The organism is Streptococcus mitis (assembly GCF_023109515.1).
In the GTDB taxonomy this organism is placed as follows: domain Bacteria; phylum Bacillota; class Bacilli; order Lactobacillales; family Streptococcaceae; genus Streptococcus; species Streptococcus mitis_CS.
This window is the reverse complement of record NZ_JALDUM010000001.1, coordinates 98271-124201: the sequence shown is the minus strand read 5'-3', so window position 1 is coordinate 124201 and position 25931 is coordinate 98271. Positions and strand designations below refer to the sequence as shown.

The window sequence follows — 25931 nt, the reverse complement described above, 5'->3', positions numbered from 1 at the left end:
ACTAAATTACTCTACAGATTTCAAGGCTTCAAGCATATCAACCTTTCTCAGATGATGATTGACGAAGAAACCAAGCAAGGTCAAAATGATGCTTACTGCTGCCACTGGGATTACATAGACTTCCCAGCCTACCTGCGGATAAAAGAGAATAGTCGCAGGCGAAATCATTTGAATCAAAAATTGATGTAAATAGAAACCAGATACCAGACCAAGTACAATTCCCACAAGGGACAGCACAATCGTCTCACGATAAATGTAGAGGGTGACTTCATTATTGTGAAAACCGAGAACCTTGATAGTGGAGAGTTCACGGATTCTCTCAGCCACGTTGATATTAGTCAGATTGTAAAGGATAACGATAGCCAACAGAACCGATACGATGACCAAGATGGTCATGGTCTGATTGAGTGAGCTAGCGACGGAGTCAAAGAGTCGAATGGCTGAAGTATTTTGGACGACGCTGGACACCGCAGCTTGATTCATAAGCAAACCAGCCTGCCTTTCGATACTAGGCGCACTGGTATCCCTTAACGAGACCAAATAAGTGTTGGCTTGGGGTAGCTGGCCGTAAATTTGCACATAGCTAGCCTGACTCATATAAATAAAGTGAGCAACGTAGTTCTCAGCAATAGCAGCGACCTTTAGCTTCTTACTTTCAATTTCTAGAGTCTGTCCAACCTTGACACCTGCCAGCTGGGCAAGTTTAGCTGTAATAACGACGCCATCTTTTAATGTCAGATCCTGCTGATGATGTTGAAGATGGATAAAAGGCGTCAAATCTTCCTTCTCTGTCATCATAAGGGTAATAGTCTGAAGACCAGCCTTGCCTTTAAAATCCTTGTCTAGCGTTTTAGAATAGATTTTCTGGTAGTCTTGGATTTCCTGCCCTTTCAACACTTCTTCCAACTCTGCCTTGTCTTGATTGGTCGCACTAGGATTTTCAGAGACAATCATTTGATACTGTTGGATTTGTTGAAACTGTCTAGACGGAACTCCTGCTACAGAGGATTGGATTCCTAAACCTGCAAAAAGCAGAGCAACTGAACCTGCCACACCAAAAATTGTCATCAACATCCGTTGCTTATAACGGAAGATATTGCGGGCTGTTACCTTATGGGTAAAACTGAGACGACGCCAGATAAAACCGATGCGCTCCAGTAAGATTTTAGCTCCTTTGACAGGTGGTTTAGGCAGTAAAAGCTGGGCTGCTTCATCGTGTAGTTCCCTACGAGCCACCAGGTAGGCCGGTAACACACTCGCCAACCAACTTAAACCAAGAGCTAATAAACTATAGCTCCAATAGAACTGAATCTGGGTTTCTCCCACTACCATACCTTTTGTAATGACACTTGAAATTACACTGGCTAGTAAATAATGGCCAAGTATACTACCTAGAGCTGTTCCGACAGTTCCAGCTACTAGACCGTAGAGGAGAAATTTGGCGATAATATCCTTACTGCGATAACCCAAGGCCTTAAAAATACCTGCATGTGTTCTCTCTTCATCCACAAAGCGAGTCATTGTTGTAAAGGTCACCATAGCTGCTACAGCATAAAGCACTACAGGAAAGATATTGCCCACTGCCCGAATACTGGCTGAAGCATTACTGTACATGAGGTAGCCTTGACCGCCAGGCATGGTCTGACGATTATAGACTTGATACTTGGGCTCAGCTAAATCATCCAAGACTTGCTGATGTTTTTCTAATTTTTCCTTTTCTTGGGCTAGATTCTGTTCAGCCTGCTTTAGTTTGTCCTCTTCCTTGCCCAATTCCTGCTTAGCTTGGGTAAGTTGAGAACTAGCTTGCTCTCTCTGGGCTTGAGGAAGCAAGGCTAGTTGACTTTCCTGAGCCTGTAAACGAGCTTGAGCAACTGCTAAACGACGCTTGCCTTCCTGCAGATTAGTCTCAGCCTTGTCAAGGGTTTCTTGGCCTTTGTCTAGAGACTCTTGTCCTTCTTTTCTCAAGAGTTGCAGACGTGCCTTGCCATTATCTGATAGAGCTTGTTCAAGGTCTTCCTGATGTTGCTTGGATTTTTCTTCATAAGCTGATGAAAAAGCATTTAAACCTGCTAAATCTTGATATTTCAAACGAGCTATATTGTAGACTTTCTGATCAAACTGGCTAGGTAAAATCACCCCGTATGCTGTCAGAGTCCCGCTTCCGCTTCCTGCGTATCCCATATCTCGCTGAGAGAGGATTTCAGCTGAATCCACAAAACCAGTAATGGTAAAAGTATGGTCTTTTAAAGAGGAATGACCGCCTTCTTTTTCTTTAAAACTAATCTCCTGTCCCACGCTATATTGACTCTTCAGATGACTGGCCAAAGCGATTTCCTTGTCTGACTGCGGAAGTCGTCCCTCTCTTAGCTGAAAGGTTGAAATTCGCTCTGGTTTGGAATATAGCCGAATGGCATCCTGCCCATTATCCATAGCCACATCTGTCAAATATCCAAACTCAACCTCTGCGCCCTCTATCTGTTCTAGTTCTTCTTGATCTGCTTGATCCAAACCATAATTAGACATAACTGCCAAATCCAAGGTTTGAGCAGTTGTTAAATAAGCATTAGCTGTTGCCTCCATGTTGGGGCTAGTCACTTTGAGGCCTACAAGGGCTAGAGATCCCAACATCATCAAGGTCAAGATGGATAAGAAACGCCCCTTGGAGCCTGTGAAAGACTGAATTAAGTCCTTCCAATAGGTTTTTCGCTTGATCATGCTAGTACTCCAAACTGTCGATATCCTGAGGATGCTCGTTGATCACCACATCCTTGACACTGGCATCGTGCATATGAATCACGCGATCAGCAATGGGCGCCAAAGCTCCATTGTGAGTCACGATGATCACCGTCGCTCCCTTTTGACGAGACATATCTTGGAGAATTTTCAAAACCTGCTTACCCGTCTGATAATCCAAGGCGCCTGTCGGTTCATCACAAAGGAGAATTTTAGGATTTTTGGCTACCGCGCGTGCAATGGAGACTCGCTGTTGCTCCCCTCCAGAAAGCTGGGCTGGAAAGTTATTGAGACGATGAGCCAGACCTACATCTGTCAAGACCTGTTCAGGATTCAAGGCATCTGTCACGATTTCTGAAGCCAACTCCACATTTTCCTTAGCGGTTAGATTGGAAACTAGATTATAAAACTGAAAAACAAATCCTACATCATTGCGGCGGTAATTGGTACGCTGGTGGGAACTATAGTCTGCAATATTGGCACCATCAATCCAGATTTCCCCTTCATCATTAGTATCCATCCCCCCAAGAAGGTTAAGAACCGTTGACTTGCCTGCACCAGACGCACCTAGAATAATAACCAATTCACCCTTTTCAATCTCAAAATTCACATCGCGATTGGCCACAATCTCCGTGTCCCCAACCTGGTAACGCTTGTAACAGTGTTTCATCTCAATATAAGCCATAAGCCCCACCCTCTCTCAAACAAATTATACTACTCGAAAATCTCTTCAAACCACGTCAGCTTCCATCTGCAACCTCAAAACACTGTTTTGAGCAACCTGCGGCTAGCTTCCTAGTTTGCTCTTTGATTTTCATTGAGTATTACTTCCTATTACCATTATAACGCTTTTTCAACTAGTTGGAAACTGCTTACATTCTCAAATCCTTATTAAAAGGCAGTCTCAAACTACTGCCTTCTATCACCTTCTTAAAAATAAAATTGAACAAGATCACCTTCTGCTGTTGCCACCGAAATACAATCTTTCCCCATGCATTTCGCTTTTATTTTTTCTTTATCCAATTTAATCACACTCTTCTCAATACCTGGATAAGAGACTCGCAAATCTCCTCCACTCCTTGATAAAATGGTCATCTGTAAGAGTTTTTTATCCTCCCACTGCATACTAACTTCAAAATGTCCACGTGCCATTAAACCTGAAACGGAACCTGATGACCATGCATCAGGTAGGGCGGCTAGGGGCACCAGATAAGCTGTATGAGACTGGAGCAACATTTCTGCCATGCCACTAGTAGCACCAAAATTACCATCTATTTGAAAAGGAGGATGGCTACACCAAAGATTTGGCAAAGTGGATGACTTTAACTGGTCTGCTAATAATTTATAGGCTCGATTGCCATCTCCTAGACGCGCCCAAAGATTGATCTTATTAGCCTTGGACCAGCCTGTGCCGCCATCTCCACGATTATTGAGGCTAGCACGCGCCGCTTCAAGATACTCTTGTCCCTTGTAGCTAAAGAGATTTCCAGGATAGAGTCCCACTAGATGGGAAGCGTGCCGATGCTGGGCCTCCACTTTTTCATTTTGAAAATATTGCTCTTCCTCCTCATACCACTCCCTGATTCGACCAGATTGAGTGATTTGAAGAGGATTAAGCAAATCAAACTTCTCCTTGACTTCCGTCAACAAGTCCTCATCCAGTTCCAATTTCTGAGCAGCCTGAATAAAATCATGAAATAACTGCCAAATCAGAGATTGGTCATAGGTATTGCCAATCGAAATCGGCCCATGTTCTGGCGAATAAGACGGAGAAGAGACCCAACGCTGCGCCTGCTGATCCTTATGTAAAAAGACATTCCAAAAACGAACCGTTTCCCTTAACATGGGATAAATTTTCTCCCTGAGATAGTCTTGGTCCCTATAAAATGAATAGGCTTCATAAACAGTTTGCATCATCCACGCATTGGCAGCTGGTGACCAACCCCAATAGTAATCCCAACCAGGTGCCGTCCAACCAAAGGGTGTCGCTTGAGTATGAACCAACCAACCGTTCTCCTCCCCTTCCTGAGAGACGATTGCTGCATACCTTGCAGCCGCTAGACGACCATAGACACGCAAATCATCTATATAGTTGATGACTGGGAAAGCCGTCTCTAGGAGATTGGTAACATAGGCTGGCCAATAATTCATCTGCAGGTTGATATTCAAGTGATAGTCCGAATTCCAAGGAGGATTATCGACTGCATTCCAGACCCCTTGTAGGTTAGCTGGTAGAGCATCTGGACAATCTCTGGAAGAACTAATCAGTAAATACCGTCCATACTGGAAGAACAACTCCTCCAAAGCCTGCCCCTCTTGTGGCTTATAATTTTTTAACAAATCATCTGTAGTGGATGCATCAATCTCAGCTCCCAAATCCAATTGAACACGCTGGAATAAGGCTTGGTAGTCCTCAATATGCCTTGATTTCAATTGGGCATAGCCCTTTTCTTTAGCTATCTCCACTAAGTCCTTTACCTGTTGCTCTAAATCTATTTTCTTGCGATAATTACTAGCAGGATTTTGGGCAAAATCAGTCTTAGCAGCCAAGAAAAGATTGGCATAACTGGCTCCTGATATCTGAACCTTATCTGACCAAACTCTAATATCCCCATCTGTTTCCCAAGCTAGACAACTAGCAAATTGGAGGGCATTGTCCTTGACCCGCCCCTTCAACAAGATATGAGAAGCAGAGATATCCAGCTGGCATTTCTTATAATCAGACTTCTCCTGCTCATACTTTCCATCAGAAGCCAAATCACGACTTAGCGACAGTTCTATAGTAAAATCTAGAGTTTCCGCCCCTTCCTTAGTAAAGCGCTGAACCAAGAGATCATCTGGAAAACTCGCAAAAGCTTCACGTTCAAATTTCGTTCCCTTATAGACATAAGAAGTCGTCGCAAGCGCCTTGCTGATATTAAGCTGTCTCTGGTAATCCGTCACCTGAGACAAAGTTGTACCTTGCTGGCTGAACTCAATGAAAATATCTCCAAAGGACAGATAGGTCCCATATTGACTCGTTTGGGGCCCAACTAGGTGCTGTTCAGCCAGTTCCTTAGCCCGATTGTAATCTCTCTTTTCCAAAGCCTGCCGAATCTCAGCTAAAAAACCATACTGGTCCTGAAGATTTCCACCCTGATAATCGGAACTATCAGGAAGTGGACCACCAGACCAGAGACTTTTTTCATTGAATTGAATCCGCTCAACCCCTATAAGGCCAAATACTTTTGCCCCTAAAGAACCATTGCCTATTGGTAAAGCCTCTTCTTCCCAACCCTTATATGTTGTTGACGCTGGTTGCTTGTAAGCCAATACATAATCTTGTTTTTTATTCCTTATCATACTTCCATACTAACATAAAAAGCCTAGAAATCAATTCTAGACTTACATTTTTTTATTTTCCAAGGTAGTATTCAGAAACTACGTTCAATTTTTCGTCAAATTCGAATACCAATGGTGGGAAGTTAGGGATTTCCACGTCCATGATTTCGTCATCTGACAAACCTTTGATGTGTTTTACAAGGGCACGGATTGAGTTACCGTGAGCTCCTACGAATACGTTTTTACCATCTTTAAGAGCTGGAGCGATTTTATCTTCCCAGAATGGAAGGGCACGTTCCAAAGTCACTTTCAAGTTTTCAGCATCTGGGATAACTGAGTCGTCAAGTGAAGCGTAACGACGGTCAGTGTGAGCTGAGTGCTCATCATCACGATCCATGTTTGGAGGCAATACATCGTATGAACGACGCCAGATGTGAACTTGCTCATCACCAAATTGTTCAGCAGCTTCAGCTTTGTTTTTACCAGTCAAACCACCGTAGTGACGTTCGTTCAAGCGCCATGATTTTTCAACCGGAACCCACAATTGGTCAGAAGCTTCAAGAGCCAAGTTAGTTGTTTTGATTGCACGTTTCAATACTGAAGTGTAAGCTTGGTCAAATTCGATACCAGCTTCTTTGATCAATTTACCAGCGTCAATCGCTTGTTGTGTACCTTTTTCAGACAAATCAACATCAGCCCAACCAGTGAAAAGGTTAGCTTTGTTCCATTCAGACTCACCGTGGCGAGCAAAAACCAATTTTACCATTAGATGGATTCTCCTTTAAATTTTCCGAGGTTTTCCCTCGTTTATCTATTCTATTTTACACAATTTTTCACAAAAAAGCTAGTCAAAACCAAAAAGGAAAGGACTGTTTGGCAATCCTTTTCCTTATTGATATCATACAACAACCTTATTTCTCTTCAAATCCTTCTGCGACTGCTTCCGCAAAGTTTTCTTCTACGATGCTTGCACAGTGGTCACAGATAACTGCGTGGTAGCTACGTTCTGCTGTTGTTGGGTCGATACGACGGCAACGGTCACATACTTCACCTGCAGCGCGTTCAACTGTGAAGGATACATCTTCGAAGCTAACGGCAGCTTCTGGAGCTGGTCCTTCTGCGATGGTCAAGTCTGACACAATCAAAAGTTGAGCTACATTGCTGTTTACTGCTTCGAGTAGAGTTTTCACAACTTCGTTTGGATAAACTGTCAAGTGTGCTTCAAGCGATTTCCCGATAACTTTGGCATTACGCGCTTCTTCCAAGGCTTTTTGAGCTTGTCCACGGAAGTCCATAAAGGCTGCCCATGTATCCAAGATTTCTTCTTGATTAGCAAAAGTTTCTGCTTCTGGCAATTCTGACAATTGAACGAAGTCTTCTGCTTCAAACTCAAGATATGACCAGATTTCTTCAGCAGTGTGAGGAAGGATTGGTGTCAAGAGTTTGGTGATTTTCACAAGAATGTCATAGAAGACAGTCTGCATTTGACGGCGTTCCAATGATTTGGCACCTTCGATGTAAACAACATCTTTAGCAAAATCAAGGTAGAAGGCTGATAAGTCAACGTTGATAAAGTTCACCAAGGCCTTGTAGATTGTCAAGAATTCAAAGTTGGCGTAAGCATCACGAATGGTCTTAACAAGCTGGTTAAAGCGAATCGTCATGTACTTATCAACTGAACGAAGCTCATCGTAAGCTACTGCATCTTGAGCTGGGTTAAAGTCAGATGTGTTAGCAATCAAGAAACGAAGAGTGTTACGAATCTTACGGTAAGTTTCAGAAACTTGGCTCAAGATATCCATAGAGATACGTACGTCGTTGCTTGAGTCAACACTTGTTACCCAGAGACGCAAGATTTCAGCACCAAATTGTTTTTCAACATCGCTTGGAGCAATGGTATTTCCAAGAGATTTAGACATCTTCTCACCTTTACCATCAAGGGCAAAACCTTGTGACAAGATTTGTTTGTAAGGCGCTACGCCATGGTTGGCAACAGATGTGATGAGTGAAGAGTTGAACCATCCACGGTATTGGTCAGAACCTTCAAGATAAAGGTCTGCTGGGTAAGTCAATTCTGGACGGTTTACCACAACCCCATTCCATGATGAACCTGAGTCAAACCAAACGTCCATGATATCTGTTTCTTTCTTGAACTCGCCATTTGGTGAACCTGGATGAGTAAATCCTTCTGGCAAGAGGTCCTTAGCATCACGTTCCCACCAGATGATAGAACCATGTTCCTCAAAGAGTTGAGCCACGTGCTCAATCGTTTCAGCTGTCATGATCGCTGTACCATCTTCAGCGTAGAAGATTGGAAGCGGAACACCCCAAGCACGTTGACGAGAGATAACCCAGTCACCACGGTCACGGATCATATTGTAAAGACGAACTTTACCCCATTCTGAGTGGAATTTCACTTTTTCAATTTCGTCCAAGATTTCTTGGCGGAATTTAGAAACTGAGGCAAACCATTGTGGAACTGCACGCCAGATGATTGGTTTCTTCGTACGCCAGTCAAATGGGTATGAGTGAGAGATTTCTTCTTGGGCAAGAAGGAGATTACCAAGTTTTTCAATAACAGTTGGTACAACCTTTTCGTAGAACTGACCTTCAAACTCAGGACCAGCATTAGCCATCATAATACCGCGTTCATCAACAGTGACTGCGACTTCAAGACCATTAGCAATACCAACATTGTAGTCATCCTCACCAAAACCAGGGGCTGTATGGACAATACCTGTACCAGAGTCAGTTGTAACGTGGTCACCAAGGATTACCAATTCATCTACAGCCTTATCCCATGGGTGTTCTGTTACAATATGGTTCAATTCTTGACCACGATAAGTTGCCAATACTTGAACATCAGCCCAGCCAAATTTCTCAGATAAGCTAGTTAATAATTCTGCAGCAACCACAAACTTACGAGCTTCACCAGCAGGTTGAACTAAAACGTAATCAATATCTGCTCCAACAGTCAAACCACGAGAAGCTGTGATAGTAAATGGAGTAGTTGTCCAAACAACGATGTAAGTATCTGTATCTAGAACGCCTTTGCCATCTTTTACCTTGTTGGCATAGTAAAGGGAAGTTGAAACCAAATCATGGTATTCAATCTCTGCTTCAGCAAGGGCAGATTCAGATGACCAAGACCAGTAAACTGGCTTGGCACCACGGTAGATATAACCCTTGTTAGCCATCTCACCGAAGACACGGATTTGGGCTGCTTCATAGTCAGGAGTCAAGGTCACATATGGATTTTCCCAGTCACCAGAAACACCCAAACGTTTAAAGTCTTCACGTTGTTTATCTACTTGTGAAAGAGCGTATTCACGGCAAAGTTTCAAGTACTCAACCAAGTCCATTTCTTTACGTTTGACACCTTGTTTTGCCAAAACTTGCTCGATTGGCAGACCATGTGTATCCCAACCTGGAATATATGGTGCATAAAATCCTGACATAGATTTTGAACGAACAATGATATCTTTTGAAATCTTGTTCATTGCGTGTCCAACGTGGATATTTCCGTTCGCATATGGAGGGCCATCATGCAAGGTGAAATGAGGTTTTCCTTGGTTCAATTCTTGACGACGTTGATAAAGTTTCGCATCTTCCCATTCCTTTTGCCAAACTGGCTCTTTGGTAGGAAGACCTGCACGCATTGGGAAAGCTGTTTTCCCAAGGTTAAGGGTATCTTTGAGTTTCATGGTATCTCCTTTATAAATAATAACAAATTAAAAACCACGACTGCCAAAAAGGACGAAAATCGTGGTACCACCTTTATTCGGAAAAAGATTTAGTCTTTCTCCCTCTTTTCCCGTAACGTGGGGAACGTCAAATCTTACTAGCTTCAGACTTGAGTTTTTGAGAGGATAATCTTATCATTAGGGATTACAGGACTCACACCATCTCCTGCTCGCTGAAAATATAAAGATAAGATATTGTTCTCAGAATATTTCTTATAAAATTGTAACAGATTCTTGCGGTGCCGCAAAACCTGGTTCTGAGTTTACAGCTTCAGTAGCTGGTGTTGGTCCTGAATAATGGCTTGGAGCTACTTCTGGCTCTTCATACATTGGACCAACTGGATGAGCTGGACTTTCTTCAAAAACCGGAGCTGGTGAAACCACTTGTTCCTGCTCAGCTCTTGCTTCGGCTTCTGCAAGTTCCTTATTAGCCGCTTCGATACGCGCTTGCAACTCTGCCATTTCCTCGGGAGAAAACTGGCGAGTAATATCAATTGGTTCCTCCTCTGGATGTTGTTGCAAGACAGAGTCACCTAAGACTTCGCTGACCACTTCTTTGAAGGCCTCATCACTTGTCTGAAGATAAGTCGCTGTTGGGCGAAGAATATCTTCCCAATCTGAAGACTCAACAATTGCTAACTGGCTCTCAATTGTAGATTTAAGACGTTGGTGGAAGACACGGCTCTTGTTTTTCAATTCTTCTGTTTCAACAGCAACTTTCTTAGCATTGTCAGTTGCTTGACGAAGAATTTCATTTGCCTTGTACTTAGCTTCTTCCAACAAACGTTGGGCATCTTGCTCTGCTTGGTGGATAATATTGTTTGCACGTTCAGTTGCAGCATGTTTTACTCGCTCAGCTGTATCCTGAGCAATCAATACAGATTGACTCAATGAATCTTTCATCTCATCAAAGTAAGACAAACGCTCTTCCAAACTCTTAATATGTAAATCCTTATCATGATTAGAGCGAACCAAATCTTCATAATCACGGACTACAATATCTAAAAATTCATCTACTTCTTCTTGATCAAACCCTCTGAAGCGTGTGCTAAAGGTTTTATCTTTGATTTCTAACGATGTAATTGGCATATTTTTCCTCACTTACTTAATAACAATTGGACCGTTAATTTCTTTTTATCTTTTTTTGTTTGCCCATTATCTCTAACGAGTTTCAATCGACCAAATTTCCTAACACTAATCAAATCACCAACTTGAACTACATAATCTGATTTTTCAACTAAATGGTAATTCACTTGGACTGCCTGTTTTTCAATTAACTGACTTGCCTGATTTCTAGACAGCTTTAAGACACCTGACAGAAAAACATCTAATCTAGAACTAGCAATACAAATATCTAATTCTTGATAATCTTCTACTGTAGCAATTTTCTCAGTAAAATGCCGTTCTTCTAGATGAACCGGTAAACGAGCAATTTTCGTAATACCATCTTGAAAAAGGAGCATAAACTGTCGATTAATGATAATCTGTGCCCTCTCTTCATTGACTAAGATATCACCAAATAGCTTCCTATCAATTCCCAGCTGATTTAAAACAGTCCCTAATATTTTTGCATGCGTTAAGCGTTCAAACTTATTAGGATAGACAATTTCTTGCAAGGATAGTTCAAAATCAGAAAATTCCGGCTCAAAATAATCAGGATACAGGAGTACCCGTACATATTCAGTTTCAAGAAACTGCCGACTGCTCATGTAGGAGATGCCGTTGGTTGATGCTAGCACCTTTAAAATCTTTTCTTGGTGGGGATTTACAAAGGGTGTTAAAAAAGGAGAATAAGAATCTTCTACCTTTTTTATCCATTCTACTCCCTTATCAATAAAAGACGAATCATTCTTAGAAAAGTGTTGATAAATCATCTTGTTCATAGAAAGATCACTAAAAGTCGAATCAACTGCTCCCCTAGGAAGTGAACTAGTAATACCGCAATCCAGACAGACAAGTCAAGACCTGCAATCTGGAGGGGTAAACGTTGCAAGGGAGCTACTATCGGTTTCACTAAACTAATAATCAAGCGTCCAAGACGTGATTCATAAGCATTGGGAAACCAAGACATCAGAGCAAACACGATTAAAATCAGTGAATAGATATCCACTGCATTTTGAACAAAACGAATGAGAAAGATCATTATCTCACTCTCGTACGTTTCATATCAAAGCCAAATTCACCATTTTGTGATTCATCTGGAATTTTGATGTCTTCAATATTGACGACAACATCAACTGGTGTCAGCAGGTACATAGTAGATGCTACCTTTTTCATGTTACCAGCTAAAACGTGGCGCGCCCCATCCAGATAGTCCAAACAACGACGAGCTTGAACTTCTGTCATATATTGGAAATCAATCAAAATACTTTCGTTACCAGCTAATAAATCAACAATATCTGTGGCATCTTCGTATTTACGTGGATAACGAACATCAATTGTCACCTTATCAGTAGAACGTTGACTTTGCATAGCCAACTCTTGTTGACGGGCATGAAGACGAGTGATGTTTTTATCTTTAGATGGCGTGCTACCAGCTTGTTGAGGCAACTCTTGAACAGAAGGGACTGGAGTCACAATCGGCTCTTCAGCTTTAGGCTGATATGCAGTACCAACATCTTCTCCATCTTCTGTAAAATAATCTATAAATTTATCAAATCTATCTTTTAAAGACATATTTCTTTCCTATTTAAAAAATGCTGTACCAATTCTGACAAATGTTGAGCCAAATTCAATCGCTTCCTTGTAGTCACGACTCATACCCATACTCAAGTTCGTCATTGGCATATTGGGAATTTGTTTTTCTCTAATTTCTAGTTGCAAATCCTGCGTAGCTTTAAAAATTTCTTTCAACTCATCACTACTAGCTTCAAAAGGAGCCATGGTCATCAAGCCGACATATTCAATTTTATCTAAGGTTGCTAATTCTGGCAAGAGCTCCAATAGTTCTTCCTTTGAAAAACCATGTTTGCTCTCTTCCCTTGAGATATTTACTTGTAAGAAACACTTAACAACTCGGTCACTTCTTTTTTGAATTTCCTCTGCTAGCTTTAATGAATCCAAAGCGTGGAAATAATCAACATACTGAATGACATCTTTGACCTTGCGTCTTTGCAAGGTTCCAATCAAATGCCAGGTAATATTTCTATCTTTTAAAGCTTCATATTTCTCAAGAAATTTATCCACACGATTTTCACCAATATGATGCACACCTAGCGGAAGCAAAGCCTCCGCTGTCGGTACGTCTACATATTTTGTAACAGCAACAACCGAAACAGAATTGGCTTCTCTTCCTGACTGCTGACTTGCATCTTTTATTTGTTGAAAAACACGTTCTGTATTTTCTTTCAAATTCATTTACTTAACGATTTTTGAAAAATGGAGGAGTGTCTAATTCATCCTCATCGTGTAAAGATGGTGCTTCGAAACGTTCAACTGGCGATACAACTGAATCAGTTGGTCGAACAATTGTCTCACGACGCAAGTCCCAATCACCAAATGCTGAAGTTTGAGAAGTTTCTGTACGGCGAGGTGCTGGACTTGGAATTTCAGCAGTTTCAGCCATATCAAACTGACGATTATGATTGTGTGCATAACTAGGACTTGCTTGTTCATGACGAACTGCTTGTCTTGGTGCATGTCCAACAACTTTTTCAACACGATCTTGACGAACACCAGTTGCAACGACTGTAACACGAATTTCATCTTTCATGTTTTCATCGATTGATGTTCCGAGCCAGATGTTCACTCCTTGACCAGCTGCTTGGTTGACAATTTCTGAAGCTTCTTCTGCTTCAATCAAAGTCAAGTCAAGACCACCAGTAACGTTGACGATGACATCCTCAGCACCGTCAATAGTTGTTTCAAGAAGTGGTGAGTAGATTGCCTTACGAGCTGCTTCTACCACACGTTCTTCACCACTACCAATACCGATACCCATTAGGGCGTTTCCTTTATTTGCCATAACTGTTTTCACATCGGCAAAGTCAAGGTTAATCAAACCAGGGTTTGTAATCAAGTCCGTAATCCCTTGAACACCTTGGCGAAGTACGTTATCTGCTTCGCTAAGAGCTTCAAGAAGTGGAGTTTTCTTATCAACAATTTCAAGCAAGTTGTTGTTGGAAATAATCAATAAAGTATCTACATGTTCGCGAAGCTGATTGATTCCTTCTACAGCGTACTGTCCACGTTTGCTTCCTTCAAAACCGAAAGGACGTGTCACAACACCAACTGTAAGAGCACCTAAATCTTTAGCAATGCGGGCAATAACAGGAGCTGCACCAGTACCTGAGCCGCCTCCCATACCTGCAGTAATGAAGACCATATCTGCTCCAGTAATAGCTTGAGTCAAGGCTTCTTCGCTTTCTTCAGCTGCCTTTTGACCAACTTCAGGTCGACCGCCGGCACCCAAACCACGAGTCAATTTAGGGCCTAACTGAATTACAGTCTCAGCTTTTGTACTACTCAAAGCTTGTACATCTGTGTTTGCTGCGATAAATTCTACGCCTGCAACACCTTCGTCAACCATGCGGTTAATGGCGTTACCACCACCTCCACCAACACCGATTACTTTAATCACTGCACCTTGAGCTGCTGCTGTATCAAATGAAAATGTCATAGTTTATTTTTCCTCTTTTATTCATCAAACATGCTTCCGATTAAGCCACGGAAACGATCTGCGATTTTTGGTTTGTTTTGAGAAGATACTTTATCTTCTTTCGGAGCAACTACGTTTGTAGAAGCTGATTGCTCTACCTCAGTATTTTGAACTGGTTGAATAGGGGTAGGTTGTGCTACTTGCGTAACACGTTGAATCATCCCACCGAAATTAATTGGTTGGTGACGCAAAGTATCTTCACCCTTGACTGCTCGTTGTGCTAACAAATGCACCTCAGTCAATTGACCAGCAAATTCAGACAAGCTAATCACATGAGCGAAGGCAGGATTACGGATTCCAACTTGATTTGGAACGTAAAGTTTGACGCCAACGCCAAACACTTCCTGTGCAAGTTCTACAATACCTGGTAAAATAGCATTTCCACCAATCAGAACAATCCCACCTGGAAGATCCAACAAATGTCTTCTTTCCAACTCTTGTTTGATTTGTTCAAAAATGTGCTTAATGCGGGCTGAAATAATCTCTGCTAGGTAGCTTTCTGTAACTTCTACAGGTTCTACTTCACCAATTACTTCAACTTGGAAGGTTTCATTACTTGCAAGTGAAGGGTAGGCTTCACCATAGTTCAATTTCAATCCTTCAGCTAGTTTTTGTGAAGTCTTCAAGACCTTAGAGATATCTTTTGTGACATAATCTCCACCTTCTTGAAGAATATTTGTAAACTGGAGTTCTTGGTTACGGATTGTAGCAACAGTTGTTTGACCTGCTCCCATATCAATCACAGTAGCTCCAAATTCACGCTCTCCTTCGTTCAAGACAGAACGAACCAAAGCCAATGGTGAAATAATAATATTTTCAACCTGAACACCTGAGCGCTCAACTGTCTTACGTAAATTGTGAAGAATAGTACGTGGACCTGTGTAAAGCAAACCACGCATTTCAAGACGAACCCCCATCATACCACGTGGGTCACGAATACCTTGGAAACCATCTACGATAAATTCTTCTGGAATAAAAGTAATGACTTCACGATCTGGTGTCATACTCTTTGTCAAGGCTGATTTAACAACATTTTCAACATCTTGATCTGTAATTTCTTTTGTATCAGATGTAACTGGAATCATACCTTGAGTTGGTTCTACTTGCAAAAGATTTCCAGGCAAACCAACATTCACTGATTTGATTGAAATGCCAGCTTTCTCTTCTGCTTGGGAAATAGCTGACTTGATAGCAGTTGCTGCTGCTTCAATATCAACGATAATCCCATCCTTTACACCTTTACTCTTGGCATTACTTACACCAATTACATTAAGTTCACCATTTCTAAGTTCGGCAACCAATACTTTAATCGAATTAGTTCCGATATCTAAGCCTGTAAAAAAACCATCTCTAGCCATTACATCGCATCCTCTCTCTTCCAAGTTTCAAACTTCTATTCAATATAGCTAAAACAGGGCATAGCTATTCACAGAATATTATAACACAAAAAATCCAATCGTGCTTAGTTTTTCCTAAATTTACTTACCATTTTTTCACATTCGTTCCTCAGCTTTTTTTATTTTCCAAACAAGTTATAAAAAATCAGATTTATGAAAAAAAGAAAGCTTAAAATCAAGCTTTCTTTGCAATCATTTTTTCTGCTTCTTGTTCTAAAAATAGTTCCAAGATTTTCTTTGTTAACGTAATCGCTGCTGATAAGGCCAGGGAAACGATTAAATAATTAGCTACTAAGCCATGGTCTCCAACCAATGGTGGTTTTGTCAAGAATCCGTAATCTCCACCTGTTACTAAATTGACCACAAAAATCAAGGCATTTAGTGCAAAGGTCATGAGAAAAATTCCCTTCACATCCAGCAATCGCGCGTTATACTGTCTCAATAGATAAACTAGAGAGTTCCCCAAGAGAGCTAAGTGGCCAAAGATAAAGGATAAAATCGCAATATGTGGGAAAGGATAGGCATCTGGAACTGGATAAACAAAGGCTGCTAATGTCCCAAATGTTCCTAGTAATGCAAAATACTGCCTATATTTAGACTGACCAGGAAGCAAAAGCACCACAAACATAGCCATGCGGCAATGGTAAAAAGGTAGGCTTTCTGACAACGGCATATGATTGACCCAGTACCAACCATAAAGGAGGATCAACTGAACTGCCTGCAAGATTTGAAAAAATCGTTGGCAAGCCTTCTTTTCACGATAGCGATAGGCTGTAAAAAATGTTAAGGCTAAGAGCGTAAATAGGCTAACATACCAAAAAAGGTCAAATTTGGGTGGTTCTGTTGCTTGTGTCGTAAAGAAAATATCCCATAAATTCATCTAGTATTCCTCATGATTCAAAATTTTCCTGCATATTATTATACCATGCTATTGGTCAAAAATGGATTTAGAAATACGTAAATGTTTGACAAAATCACTTGGCTTCATTTTCTAAACTTTCTACCAACTTGGCTAGATTCATAGAGTTAGAGCCTTTGAGTAGGATTTGGTCATTGACTCCAAGGCTTTCTTTGACCTGCTTGACTAGGTCTTCAAATTGGTCTTGGTCTTCTGTTTTCTTGAAGTAGTAAACGTGGCCAATTGGGAACATTTGACTAGCCAATTGGGCTAATTCAGCAATGTCTTCTCCATAGAAAATAACAGTATCCAGCACATCTGGAGAAAGGCTCAAAATCATCTGATTATGAAGCTGAATAGACTGGTCACCAAGTTCCTTCATGTCCGCCAAGACAGCGATTTTTTTGCCACCTTCATTGGCTGGAATGGCAGAAAATGTCTCCAAAATCAGCTTCATAGCGGTTGGATTGGCATTGTAAACATCTGATAGGATATCTGCTCCATTGGCTGCTTTCTTCCACTCAGTACGGTTACGCGTCAATTCAAGACCTTGGAAGGACTGACGAATTTGCTCCTCTGACACTCCTTCTTGCAGGGCAACATAGGATGCAATCATGGCATTGGTGGCATTGTACTTGCCAGTCACTGGCAAATCAAGGGCTTGCTCCAAGAAATTGGCCTTAAAGGTCAAGCTATCCTTACGCTCAACCAAGTCGGTAATTTCCAACTCTGCTCTTTGTCCAAAACGAACTACCTTTTTATCAGTTGGCAAGTAGTCCTCTACAATCGGATCTGCTGGTGCCAAGAGCAAGGAATTCGAAGACATCCCGTCTGCAATTTGCATTTTTCCTTTAGCAATTTCAGAACGATCTTTGAAAAAGGCCAAATGGGCTTCTCCAACCAAGGTCACGATGGCTGTTTTTGGATGAGCCAATTCTGATAAGAGATGAATATCTCCCAAGTGATCCTGTCCCATCTCCAAGACCAACTTTTCTGTTCCTTCAGGCATATGGAGAACGGTGTAGGGAAGGCCAATCTCGTTATTGTAGTTTCCTTGTGTTTTGTAGGTTTTGTAGGTTGTTGATAGTAAATGCGCCAACATATCCTTGGTCGTCGTCTTGCCATTTGAACCTGTAACTGCAAAGACATCAACAGCCGTTTTCTCAAGATAGTAGGCAGCTAGTTGTTGAAAGGCAGTCAACACATCGTCTACTAGAATGTAAGGATGATTTGCGACCTCTTTCTCAGACAGGGTTGCAGTAGCGCCATTTTCAAAAGCTGTTTCGATAAAGTCGTGACCATCACGCGCTCCCTTGAGGGGCACAAACAAGTCCCCTGTCGCAATCAAACGACTATCAAACTCAGATTTTTCTAACTGGGTGTCCTCAAAGATGCTGATATCATTTTTAGCTCCTACAACTTGAGCAACTTCGTGAATTGTAAGTTTCATTTCTACTCCTTTAAAAAGGGTCGAAGTCCGAGAACTCTGATCACCTTGCAGTGATGGTTCTGGCTCCTACCCTCTCTTTCATTTTTTATAGCAAATGCGCTTCGCGCTTGTCAAAACTTTCCTTGGCAAGGTCAACCAAACGCTCGATTAGTTCTGGGTAGCTGATTCCCATATTGTCCCAAAGTAGTGGGTACATAGACCACTGGGTGAAACCTGGCATGGTATTGAGCTCGTTTAGGAAAATCTCTCCCTTATCTGTATAGAAGAAATCACAACGAGATAGACCTAAACCACCAATAGCACGGAAGGCAGTTTCTGCATTCTGACGCATGACAGCTACCACATCATCACTGATTTTAGCTGGGATATCCATGGTAATCTTGTTGTCAATATACTTGGCATCATAGTCATAGAAGGCTACATCCTTGACTACTTCTCCTGGTAGCGTACTCTTGACATCGTAGTTGCCCAAGAGACCAACCTCGATTTCACGAGCATTTACCCCTTGCTCTACCAAGACACGGCTGTCATATTGGAAGGCAAGTTTCAAGGCTTGACGAAGTTCCTCTTGATTTTCAGACTTAGAAATACCGACACTAGAACCCATGTTAGATGGTTTTGTGAAAACTGGATAAGTCAATTTTTCTTCAACTTCGGCAATTTTAGCAGTCACATCATCACCTTCGACAATGGCCACATAAGGAACTTGGGCAATCCCGACAGATTCTAACACACGTTTGGTCGTGATTTTATCCATGGCAAGACTAGATGACAAGATGTTGCAACCAACGTAAGGCATTTTCAAAACTTCAAGGAATCCTTGAACTGAACCATCTTCTCCCATCGGACCGTGAAGGACTGGAAAGACCACTGCTCCTTCTTCGTAGATGGCACTTGGTGCAACTTTCTTATCCCAATCAATGGTTTCATTGGTCATGAGACGGTCCTCTTGACCTGGAGTCTGGCTAAATTCTTGCGTTTTAATAAAGTCACCTGACTGGCTGATGAAGAAAGTCTTGACTGTGAAACGGTCGTAGTTGACCGCACGCATCACACTTTCAGCTGAAAGAACAGAGACTTCACGCTCTGCACTACGTCCACCGTATAAAAGAATAATCGTTTGTTTCATATTATTGGTTCCAATTCTAATAGAATACTCATTCTTTAGTATATCATATTTGCTTCTTTTTTGAAACTTGAACCTGATACTGGTCTTCAAGTAATCTAAAAAGAGACCGATAAAACTAATATCGGCCTCCATGATTTTTGTATAAATGAATTTGAGTTTGTTAATTATCTACACTTACAACTCTGTTCGATTTTCAATGGCTCGTAAGAGTGTCACTTCGTCCGCATACTCGATATCTGCTCCCACAGCGAGGCCTCGTGCCAGGCGCGTAACCTTGATGCCAGCCGGCTTGAGCAAACGTGAGAGATACATAGATGTCGCTTCCCCATCTGCTGTGGCATTGGTTGCCACGATCACCTCTGAAACTTCACTATCCATAAGACGAGTCATGAGGCTCTTGAGATTGATATCATCCGGACTGATCCCATTCATGGGAGAAATGAGTCCATGCAGAACATGATAGAGTCCATGGTATTCTTGGATATTCTCCATAGCCGCCACATCTCGACTATCTTCGAGAACTAAAATCGTCGTCTGATCACGAGTCGGATCGGTACAGATAGAGCAAGGATCATCATCAGTCAAGCGACCGCAGATGGAACAATAGGTCAGCTCTCTCTTAGCAGAAAGGAGATTTTTGGCAAACTCATTGACGTCGTCATCAGACATTCCAATAGTATAAAAGGCCAGACGTGTAGCCGTCTTAATCCCGATACCTGGTAACTTAGAGTAGCTGTCAATTAGCTTAGCAATAGGTGTTGGATAAAGCATATGTTCCTTTCTAATTCATTGGATGGTGTTGGTTATAGAGGTTGATAATATCGCGTGCAATGGAAGGTCCGACACCATTTGTAAGATTGGTGTTATGCGGGAAGACAACGGCAACAGCGATTTGAGGATTATCTGATGGGGCATAGGCCACGGCATTAGTATTGTTAGCTTTTTGACCGCCCTCAACATAACTTTCAGCAGTACCTGTTTTTCCACTAATGGATACCGCTGCGCCATTTGAAAAGGCACGACCGGTTGTCAAAGCACTACCACCATGTGACACTTGATAAAAGCCTTGTTGGAGGATGGAAACATCAGACTCAGAAATATTAATTTTATTCATTTCCTTGGTTTCAATAGATTGGATTAAGTTCCCTAAGCCACCTTGTTCGTTGTTTCCATAAATCCCCTCGACAATGTGGGGGGCAATCCGAACACCGTTGTTGGCAATAGTTCCAACGTACTGGGCTAATTGCATAGGGGTGTAGTTATCAAACTGGCCAAAGGCATTGGTAATGTAATTGGCAAAGTCATATTCCTTAGGGGTAAATCCTGTAGATTCATCCGGAAGATCAATACCCGTTGAAGCTCCAAGACCATATTCCGCAAATGTCGCACGTAATTTCCCCATAGCGGATTCCAAATTGCTGGTTCCAACAAACATATTAGGTTGATAAGTTTGACCCATGATGCCCAAAGCCGTTTGGACCATGTAGGTATTAGAAGAATACTCCAAGGCTTCCACAGCTGTAATCGGGAATGAACCGTAGGCTTGAGTATACCAAGAATTAATTGGAGCTGAACCTTGGAAGACAATCGGTTGGTCTGTCAAGGTCTGATTCCCTGATAAGACTCCATTCTCCCAACCAGAGCTGATGGTCGCCGCCTTGACAACCGAACCCGGGACAAAGACATTGGTTACTGTTCCCAAGGAATCAGGTGTTAAATCTCCCGTTTTCAAGTCATGTTTGAGTCCTGACATAGACAAAACCGCACCTGTTTTTGGGTTCAAAGCAACTGCATACACACCTTCAGAATACTTGGCTCCTCCATTTCCCAGTTCGGAATTGAAATAGCTCTTAAGCAGATTGTCCACGCTATCTTGGAAGGCCAAATCAATAGTCAGTTTAATATTATTCCCTTTGGTACCATCTTCGATATTTTCGACACTTTCCATATTGCCATACTTGTCTAGATGGACTTCTTTCACCGAGCGTTTTCCTTGCAAGGTTTCCTCGTATTGTTTTTCTAGATAAGAAGTCCCAACACGGTCGTTTAGAGAATAACCCTTTTTGATATAAGCATCTGCTTCTTCAGCTGGTAGACCAGCTTTTTCACTAGATACACTTCCTACTATAGACGAAAGAGAAGTCTCTAGAACTTTTCGATCCCACGAAGTTGAAATACTGATACCAGGTAAATTCTTAGAGGCCGAAGCAATCAAGGCAATCTGAGTATCTGTTAAGGAGTCTGTCGCAATGGTCCCTGTCGCAAAATTTCCAACTGCATTGAGTTGGCTAAAAAGATAAATTTCTTTCTTTTCGTCATCAGAGTAGGCCAATTGACTTGGATCGATACTTTCAACAGTATTATTGTAAAGTTCGGACTCAGATAATTGATTGCCATCAGAATCAAGTCGCTTCTCACGTGGTAAACTTTCCACTGCTTTCTTATAGACATCTTGATCTGCTAGATAATAGTCTACCAACTGTCGGTCAGTCAATGTTGGAGAAGAAACTCCCACATAGGCTAACAGCTTCTTAGCTGTTTCTTTTAAATCTGCAGCCGTCATTTTGTTGTTTCGGGTAAAGGAAACAACTTGTTTCACAGTATTTTCAACCAAAGGCTTGCCACTGGCATCATAAATTTCGCCCCGAGCTGAACTAGTTGTAACCTTTGTTTTACTAGCAGATGCTAATTTTGTCTCATAAAAATCCTTGTTCAAAACCTGCATATAAAGCAGGCGACCAATAATAGCCATAAAGAGTAAAATGACAATCGAAAACAATAAATTAAGCCGAATCGGAATCGAATGGCTGTTAAATTTTCTCATACAAATCAGTCTCATTTCTATTTAAAATCTTACTCTTCATTGTACCATAATTTGAGCAGAAAATTATGGAAAAGAAAGAAGCTTTTTTCGTTTTTAAGGTAAGATACGTTTTTATTTATTCATCCCTATATTATATGTTATAATGAATGTAAAAGTTCAATAATCTAGTCTTTTTCCAATACGACTCATTTAAAGGAGCCTTTCTATGGACAAACCAGATATAGCAACCATCATTGATTCTCACTTCGAAGAAATGACAGATTTAGAGCAAGAAATCGCTCGCTATTTTTTACAATCTGAAACCATTGCAGATGATTTATCTTCTCAGAAGGTCACTCAAAAATTACATATTTCTCAGGCTGCTCTGACCCGCTTTGCTAAAAAGTGTGGCTTTACTGGCTACCGAGAATTTATTTTCCAATACCAACACCAAGCAGAGAAACAAGACACCCATTCTCACAAACACAGTCCACTGACAAAACGAGTCCTTAGAAGTTATAGCAGTATGCGGGAACAAACACAGGACTTGATTGACGAAGTCCAAATAGAACGAATTGCCCAGTTAATCGAAGATGCTGAACGCGTCTACTTCTTCGGAACAGGGAGTTCTGGCCTTGTCGCCCGTGAAATGAAATTACGCTTCATGCGTCTAGGTGTGGTCTGCGAGGCCTTGACTGATCAAGACGGCTTTGCTTGGACAACCAGTATTATGGACGAAAATTGTCTCGTACTTGGTTTCTCACTTTCTGGCACAACTCCTTCTATTTTAGACAGTCTATTAGACGCTAAGGAGATGGGGGCAAAGACTGTACTTTTTACAAGTGTTCCCAATAAAGATAGTCAGGCCTATACAGAGACTGTTCTTGTAGCCACCCACAGCCAGCCTTCTTACATCCAACGTATATCCGCTCAACTTCCTATGCTCTTCTTTATCGATTTGATTTATGCCTACTTTTTGGAAATCAATCGTGAAAGCAAGGAGAAAATCTTTAATAGCTACTGGGAAAATAAAAAACTCAATGGCTATCGTAGACAAAAACGTATAAGAAAATCCTAGTTTGGTCTAGCCAAACTAGGATTTTTATTCATCACTAAACATACCTCTTCAAGATTATGAATTAGTCATATCTTGACTTAGTCTTGAATAATTTCATGTAATCACTTTTTGAAGGGAGTAAATAAGCAAGTCTGACGGTATCCTCAACAATTGTATATAATACGATGTAATCCTTACTCAAGGCCAATCCTCGCGTTTGGTAGTGAGGATCTAATTTCTTACCAAATTTTTCATCGGCATCAAATCCAGCTTGGGGGAAAATTTCTAGACGATTAATATCTTTTCTGATACTCACCACTTTTCGTCTCGCAGCCTCTACAGAACCGATTTCCTCTGCTATATACTGATATATTTTATCCAGACTATCAATCACTTTAGGAGAATACAAAATCCGATATTTTTTATAATCCATAGCGTGTCACGACATCCTCATCTGTCAAGTAATTTCCAGCCTCAATCTTGGCATAACTTTCTTGAACTTCTGCTTGTAATTGTCTAAATAAATACTCCTTCTCTAATTCCTCTTCACTCAGTAAATCTACTTCATTTGTTACGGCAACATTCTTTAAAAATAATCTAAGTGCCGATGAAAGAGAGAGATTTTTTTCTTTTAACACTTCCATGGCATCATTTACTAATTCTCTATTAGCTTGGAAGGTCACAATTTTATTTGAATTCGCTATAGCCATTTTATATAACTCCTTTATATATTTTATTTATTATCTCACAATTATAAAGAAAGTCAAGGGAACTTGATTAGAAAATCCTAGTTTGGATCAGCCAAACTAGGATTGTTTTGTCTTGAAATGATAATAAGCTCCCAACATACCTGCCGTATTTTGGTGATGGGCAAATTCTAATCGTGTTTTTTCAGCTAGGCTTGGTACCAAGGCGGCCTTCAAGGCTGCGCGAATCTTCGGTTTGAGGATAGCTTCTTGCCCCATGATACCGCCACCGAGAATGACCACTTCTGGATTGGCAACGTAGCAAATATTTGCCAGACCTTTTCCTAAATAGTCTACCATGCGGTCAATGCCAGCCATACAGATCTTGTTTCCTTCGGTAGCTTCCTTGAAAATGCGTCGCCCATTCCACTGATCAACTGAATCTCCATGAGCTGTTGCTACATACTCAACCAAGGCTGTCGTAGAAGCAAGATCCTGAAAAGCTCCATCCTGCATGTGCATGTAACCGACTTCGCAGGCCGAATTGCTAAATCCATGGAAGACTTTCCCATCCATAATCAAGCAACCACCGATACCTGTTCCAATGGTCAAGCAAAGTGTGACACTCGCTCCCTTACCTGAACCAGATACTGCCTCAGCAAGACCTGCACAGTTGACATCATTTTCAATCTCACAAAGAATAGCAAAACTCGTCTCGATTTCCTTCTTGAACTGGGTTCCTGCATAGTTGGGAATCTGAGGACCAGCATAGAAAATCTCACCCTTATCAGGATCCACCATTCCTGCAGAAGAAATGGCAACACCTGCTACTGGGCCTTTTTCTATATAGCTGGCTACGATATCTTTTGTCTTTTGTAAGATATGAGGTCCACCCTTATGCGCCTCGGTTGGCATTTCATGCGATTCAACAAGTTGGCCTTCTTGGTCAATCAAACCATATTTGATGTTGGTTCCACCGATATCAATTGCAACGTAGTGTGTCATAAATACCTCCTTATGGATTAGAGGAAGCGCTCCTTGGTTTCACGAATCAATTGCGCTGCTGCTTCTACAACTGGTCGATCTTCTTCAGTCACTGGCGTCAATGGTGAACGGACAGAACCAATGTTCAAGCCTTCATTGATTTTCAAGACTTCTTTGATCACACCGTACATATTTCCATGAGCAGAAGTGAGCTTGCCAATGATTGCGTTGATAGCGTATTGCAATTCACGCGCTGTTTCCAAATCTTTCTCTGCAATCAACTCATTAAGTTTCAAGAAGAGTTCTGGCATAGCACCATAAGTACCACCAATACCAGCTTTGGCACCCATGAGGCGACCACCTAGGAATTGTTCATCTGGACCATTAAAGACGATGTGGTCTTCTCCACCAAGGCTGACAAAGGTTTGGATATCTTGAACTGGCATAGAAGAGTTCTTAACACCGATAACACGAGGATTCTTCAACATTTCAGTGTAGAGACTTGGAGTCAAAGCAACACCTGCCAATTGAGGAATATTGTAAATCACGTAGTCTGTGTTTGGAGCTGCAGCACTGATATCATTCCAGTATTTGGCAACTGAGTATTCTGGCAAGCGGAAGTAAATCGGTGGAATCGTTGCAATGGCATCTACACCCAAGCTTTCCGCGTGGCGAGCAAGCTCCATACTATCTTTGGTATTGTTGCAAGCTACGTGAGCGATAATGGTCAATTTCCCTTTGGCAACTGCCATGACTTCTTCCAAAATCAATTTGCGGTCTGCCACACTTTGGTAGATACATTCACCAGAAGAACCGTTGACATAGAGACCTTGAACTCCCTTATCAATGAAGTATTGAACCAAAGCACGCGTACGCTCTGGACTGACTTCTCCTTGATCATCATAACATGCGTAGAAGGCTGGAATGACACCTTCGTATTTTTTCAAATCTGACATAGATTTTCTCCTAAGATTTCTTTTTTTCTGCTGAGAGCAGTTCTATTTTTTACAAGTTTAGTATACACCTTGTGAAAATCGCTTTCAATATCTTGTATACACTTAGATTTTAGTTTC

22 protein-coding genes and 1 other annotated feature are annotated in these 25931 nt (G+C 41.4%); of the genes, 1 reads left to right on the top strand and 21 read right to left on the bottom strand.

Annotated elements, in window-relative coordinates:
• Positions 1–6: 6 nt before the first annotated feature.
• The 17 genes from M1G05_RS00685 to pbp2b form a co-directional block, all read right to left on the bottom strand.
• Positions 7–2715, bottom strand: a complete 2709-nt coding sequence (locus tag M1G05_RS00685; RefSeq protein ID WP_247952705.1) for an ABC transporter permease — start codon at positions 2713–2715, stop codon at positions 7–9.
• Between the two features lies 1 nt (position 2716).
• Entirely contained in the window at positions 2717–3418 is a 702-nt protein-coding gene (locus M1G05_RS00680; protein WP_045611171.1) for an ABC transporter ATP-binding protein, read from the bottom strand.
• Positions 3419–3663: 245 nt separating this feature from the next.
• Complete coding sequence (locus M1G05_RS00675; protein ID WP_247952704.1) at positions 3664–6075, bottom strand: glycoside hydrolase family 95 protein; 2412 nt, start codon at positions 6073–6075, stop codon at positions 3664–3666.
• Positions 6076–6127: 52 nt separating this feature from the next.
• Complete coding sequence (locus M1G05_RS00670; protein ID WP_000240129.1) at positions 6128–6820, bottom strand: phosphoglycerate mutase; 693 nt, start codon at positions 6818–6820, stop codon at positions 6128–6130.
• Positions 6821–6965: 145 nt separating this feature from the next.
• Positions 6966–9758: an isoleucine--tRNA ligase gene (gene ileS, locus M1G05_RS00665; RefSeq protein ID WP_247952703.1), complete on the bottom strand. Its 2793-nt coding sequence runs from the start codon at positions 9756–9758 to the stop codon at positions 6966–6968.
• Positions 9759–9803: 45 nt separating this feature from the next.
• Positions 9804–10010: a binding site (T-box leader), on the bottom strand.
• Positions 10011–10886: a DivIVA domain-containing protein gene (locus M1G05_RS00660; RefSeq protein WP_153210411.1), complete on the bottom strand. Its 876-nt coding sequence runs from the start codon at positions 10884–10886 to the stop codon at positions 10011–10013.
• Between the two features lie 8 nt (positions 10887–10894).
• Positions 10895–11680, bottom strand: coding sequence for a YlmH family RNA-binding protein (locus M1G05_RS00655; RefSeq protein WP_061864415.1), 786 nt, complete (start codon positions 11678–11680; stop codon positions 10895–10897).
• Positions 11677–11940 (bottom strand): YggT family protein, encoded by a 264-nt coding sequence (locus tag M1G05_RS00650; protein ID WP_000576496.1) that lies wholly within the window; start codon positions 11938–11940, stop codon positions 11677–11679. The genes M1G05_RS00655 and M1G05_RS00650 overlap by 4 nt, the downstream gene beginning before the upstream one ends.
• Complete coding sequence (locus tag M1G05_RS00645; RefSeq protein ID WP_000053356.1) at positions 11940–12473, bottom strand: cell division protein SepF; 534 nt, start codon at positions 12471–12473, stop codon at positions 11940–11942. Before M1G05_RS00645 ends, M1G05_RS00650 begins: the two co-directional genes overlap by 1 nt.
• A gap of 9 nt (positions 12474–12482) precedes the next feature.
• Positions 12483–13154, bottom strand: a complete 672-nt coding sequence (locus M1G05_RS00640; protein ID WP_247952702.1) for a YggS family pyridoxal phosphate-dependent enzyme — start codon at positions 13152–13154, stop codon at positions 12483–12485.
• A 4-nt stretch (positions 13155–13158) separates the two neighbouring features.
• On the bottom strand, positions 13159–14415 hold the full coding sequence (gene ftsZ / locus M1G05_RS00635; RefSeq protein ID WP_247952701.1) for a cell division protein FtsZ: 1257 nt from the start codon (positions 14413–14415) through the stop codon (positions 13159–13161).
• A 17-nt stretch (positions 14416–14432) separates the two neighbouring features.
• Positions 14433–15812: a cell division protein FtsA gene (gene ftsA, locus M1G05_RS00630; RefSeq protein WP_033688313.1), complete on the bottom strand. Its 1380-nt coding sequence runs from the start codon at positions 15810–15812 to the stop codon at positions 14433–14435.
• A 214-nt stretch (positions 15813–16026) separates the two neighbouring features.
• Positions 16027–16731: a YwaF family protein gene (locus M1G05_RS00625; RefSeq protein WP_024057150.1), complete on the bottom strand. Its 705-nt coding sequence runs from the start codon at positions 16729–16731 to the stop codon at positions 16027–16029.
• A 94-nt stretch (positions 16732–16825) separates the two neighbouring features.
• Positions 16826–18199 carry a UDP-N-acetylmuramoyl-tripeptide--D-alanyl-D-alanine ligase gene (locus tag M1G05_RS00620; protein ID WP_247952700.1) on the bottom strand — a complete coding sequence of 458 codons (1374 nt, stop codon included), beginning with the start codon at positions 18197–18199 and terminating at the stop codon, positions 16826–16828.
• Positions 18200–18284: 85 nt separating this feature from the next.
• Positions 18285–19328, bottom strand: a complete 1044-nt coding sequence (locus tag M1G05_RS00615; RefSeq protein ID WP_101786061.1) for a D-alanine--D-alanine ligase — start codon at positions 19326–19328, stop codon at positions 18285–18287.
• Positions 19329–19502: 174 nt separating this feature from the next.
• Positions 19503–20099, bottom strand: coding sequence for a recombination mediator RecR (gene recR, locus M1G05_RS00610; protein WP_000966754.1), 597 nt, complete (start codon positions 20097–20099; stop codon positions 19503–19505).
• 10 nt (positions 20100–20109) lie between these two features.
• Complete coding sequence (pbp2b, locus tag M1G05_RS00605; RefSeq protein ID WP_083306577.1) at positions 20110–22167, bottom strand: penicillin-binding protein PBP2B; 2058 nt, start codon at positions 22165–22167, stop codon at positions 20110–20112.
• A gap of 190 nt (positions 22168–22357) precedes the next feature.
• Between pbp2b and M1G05_RS00600 the strand changes: the two genes are divergently transcribed.
• Positions 22358–23209, top strand: a complete 852-nt coding sequence (locus tag M1G05_RS00600) for a MurR/RpiR family transcriptional regulator (RefSeq protein WP_049546534.1) — start codon at positions 22358–22360, stop codon at positions 23207–23209.
• Positions 23210–23270: 61 nt separating this feature from the next.
• Here the strand turns inward: M1G05_RS00600 and M1G05_RS00595 are convergent, their stop codons facing one another.
• From M1G05_RS00595 to M1G05_RS00580, 4 genes are all read right to left on the bottom strand, one after another.
• Positions 23271–23621 carry a type II toxin-antitoxin system RelE/ParE family toxin gene (locus tag M1G05_RS00595; RefSeq protein WP_049546535.1) on the bottom strand — a complete coding sequence of 117 codons (351 nt, stop codon included), beginning with the start codon at positions 23619–23621 and terminating at the stop codon, positions 23271–23273.
• Complete coding sequence (gene relB, locus M1G05_RS00590; RefSeq protein ID WP_247952699.1) at positions 23611–23898, bottom strand: type II toxin-antitoxin system RelB/ParD family antitoxin; 288 nt, start codon at positions 23896–23898, stop codon at positions 23611–23613. The genes M1G05_RS00595 and relB overlap by 11 nt, the downstream gene beginning before the upstream one ends.
• Positions 23899–23994: 96 nt before the next feature.
• Positions 23995–24879: an ROK family protein gene (locus M1G05_RS00585; RefSeq protein WP_247952698.1), complete on the bottom strand. Its 885-nt coding sequence runs from the start codon at positions 24877–24879 to the stop codon at positions 23995–23997.
• 17 nt (positions 24880–24896) lie between these two features.
• A complete protein-coding gene (locus M1G05_RS00580) occupies positions 24897–25814 on the bottom strand; it encodes a dihydrodipicolinate synthase family protein (RefSeq protein WP_033630084.1) in 918 nt (305 codons plus the stop codon).
• Between the last annotated feature and the right edge of the window lie 117 nt (positions 25815–25931).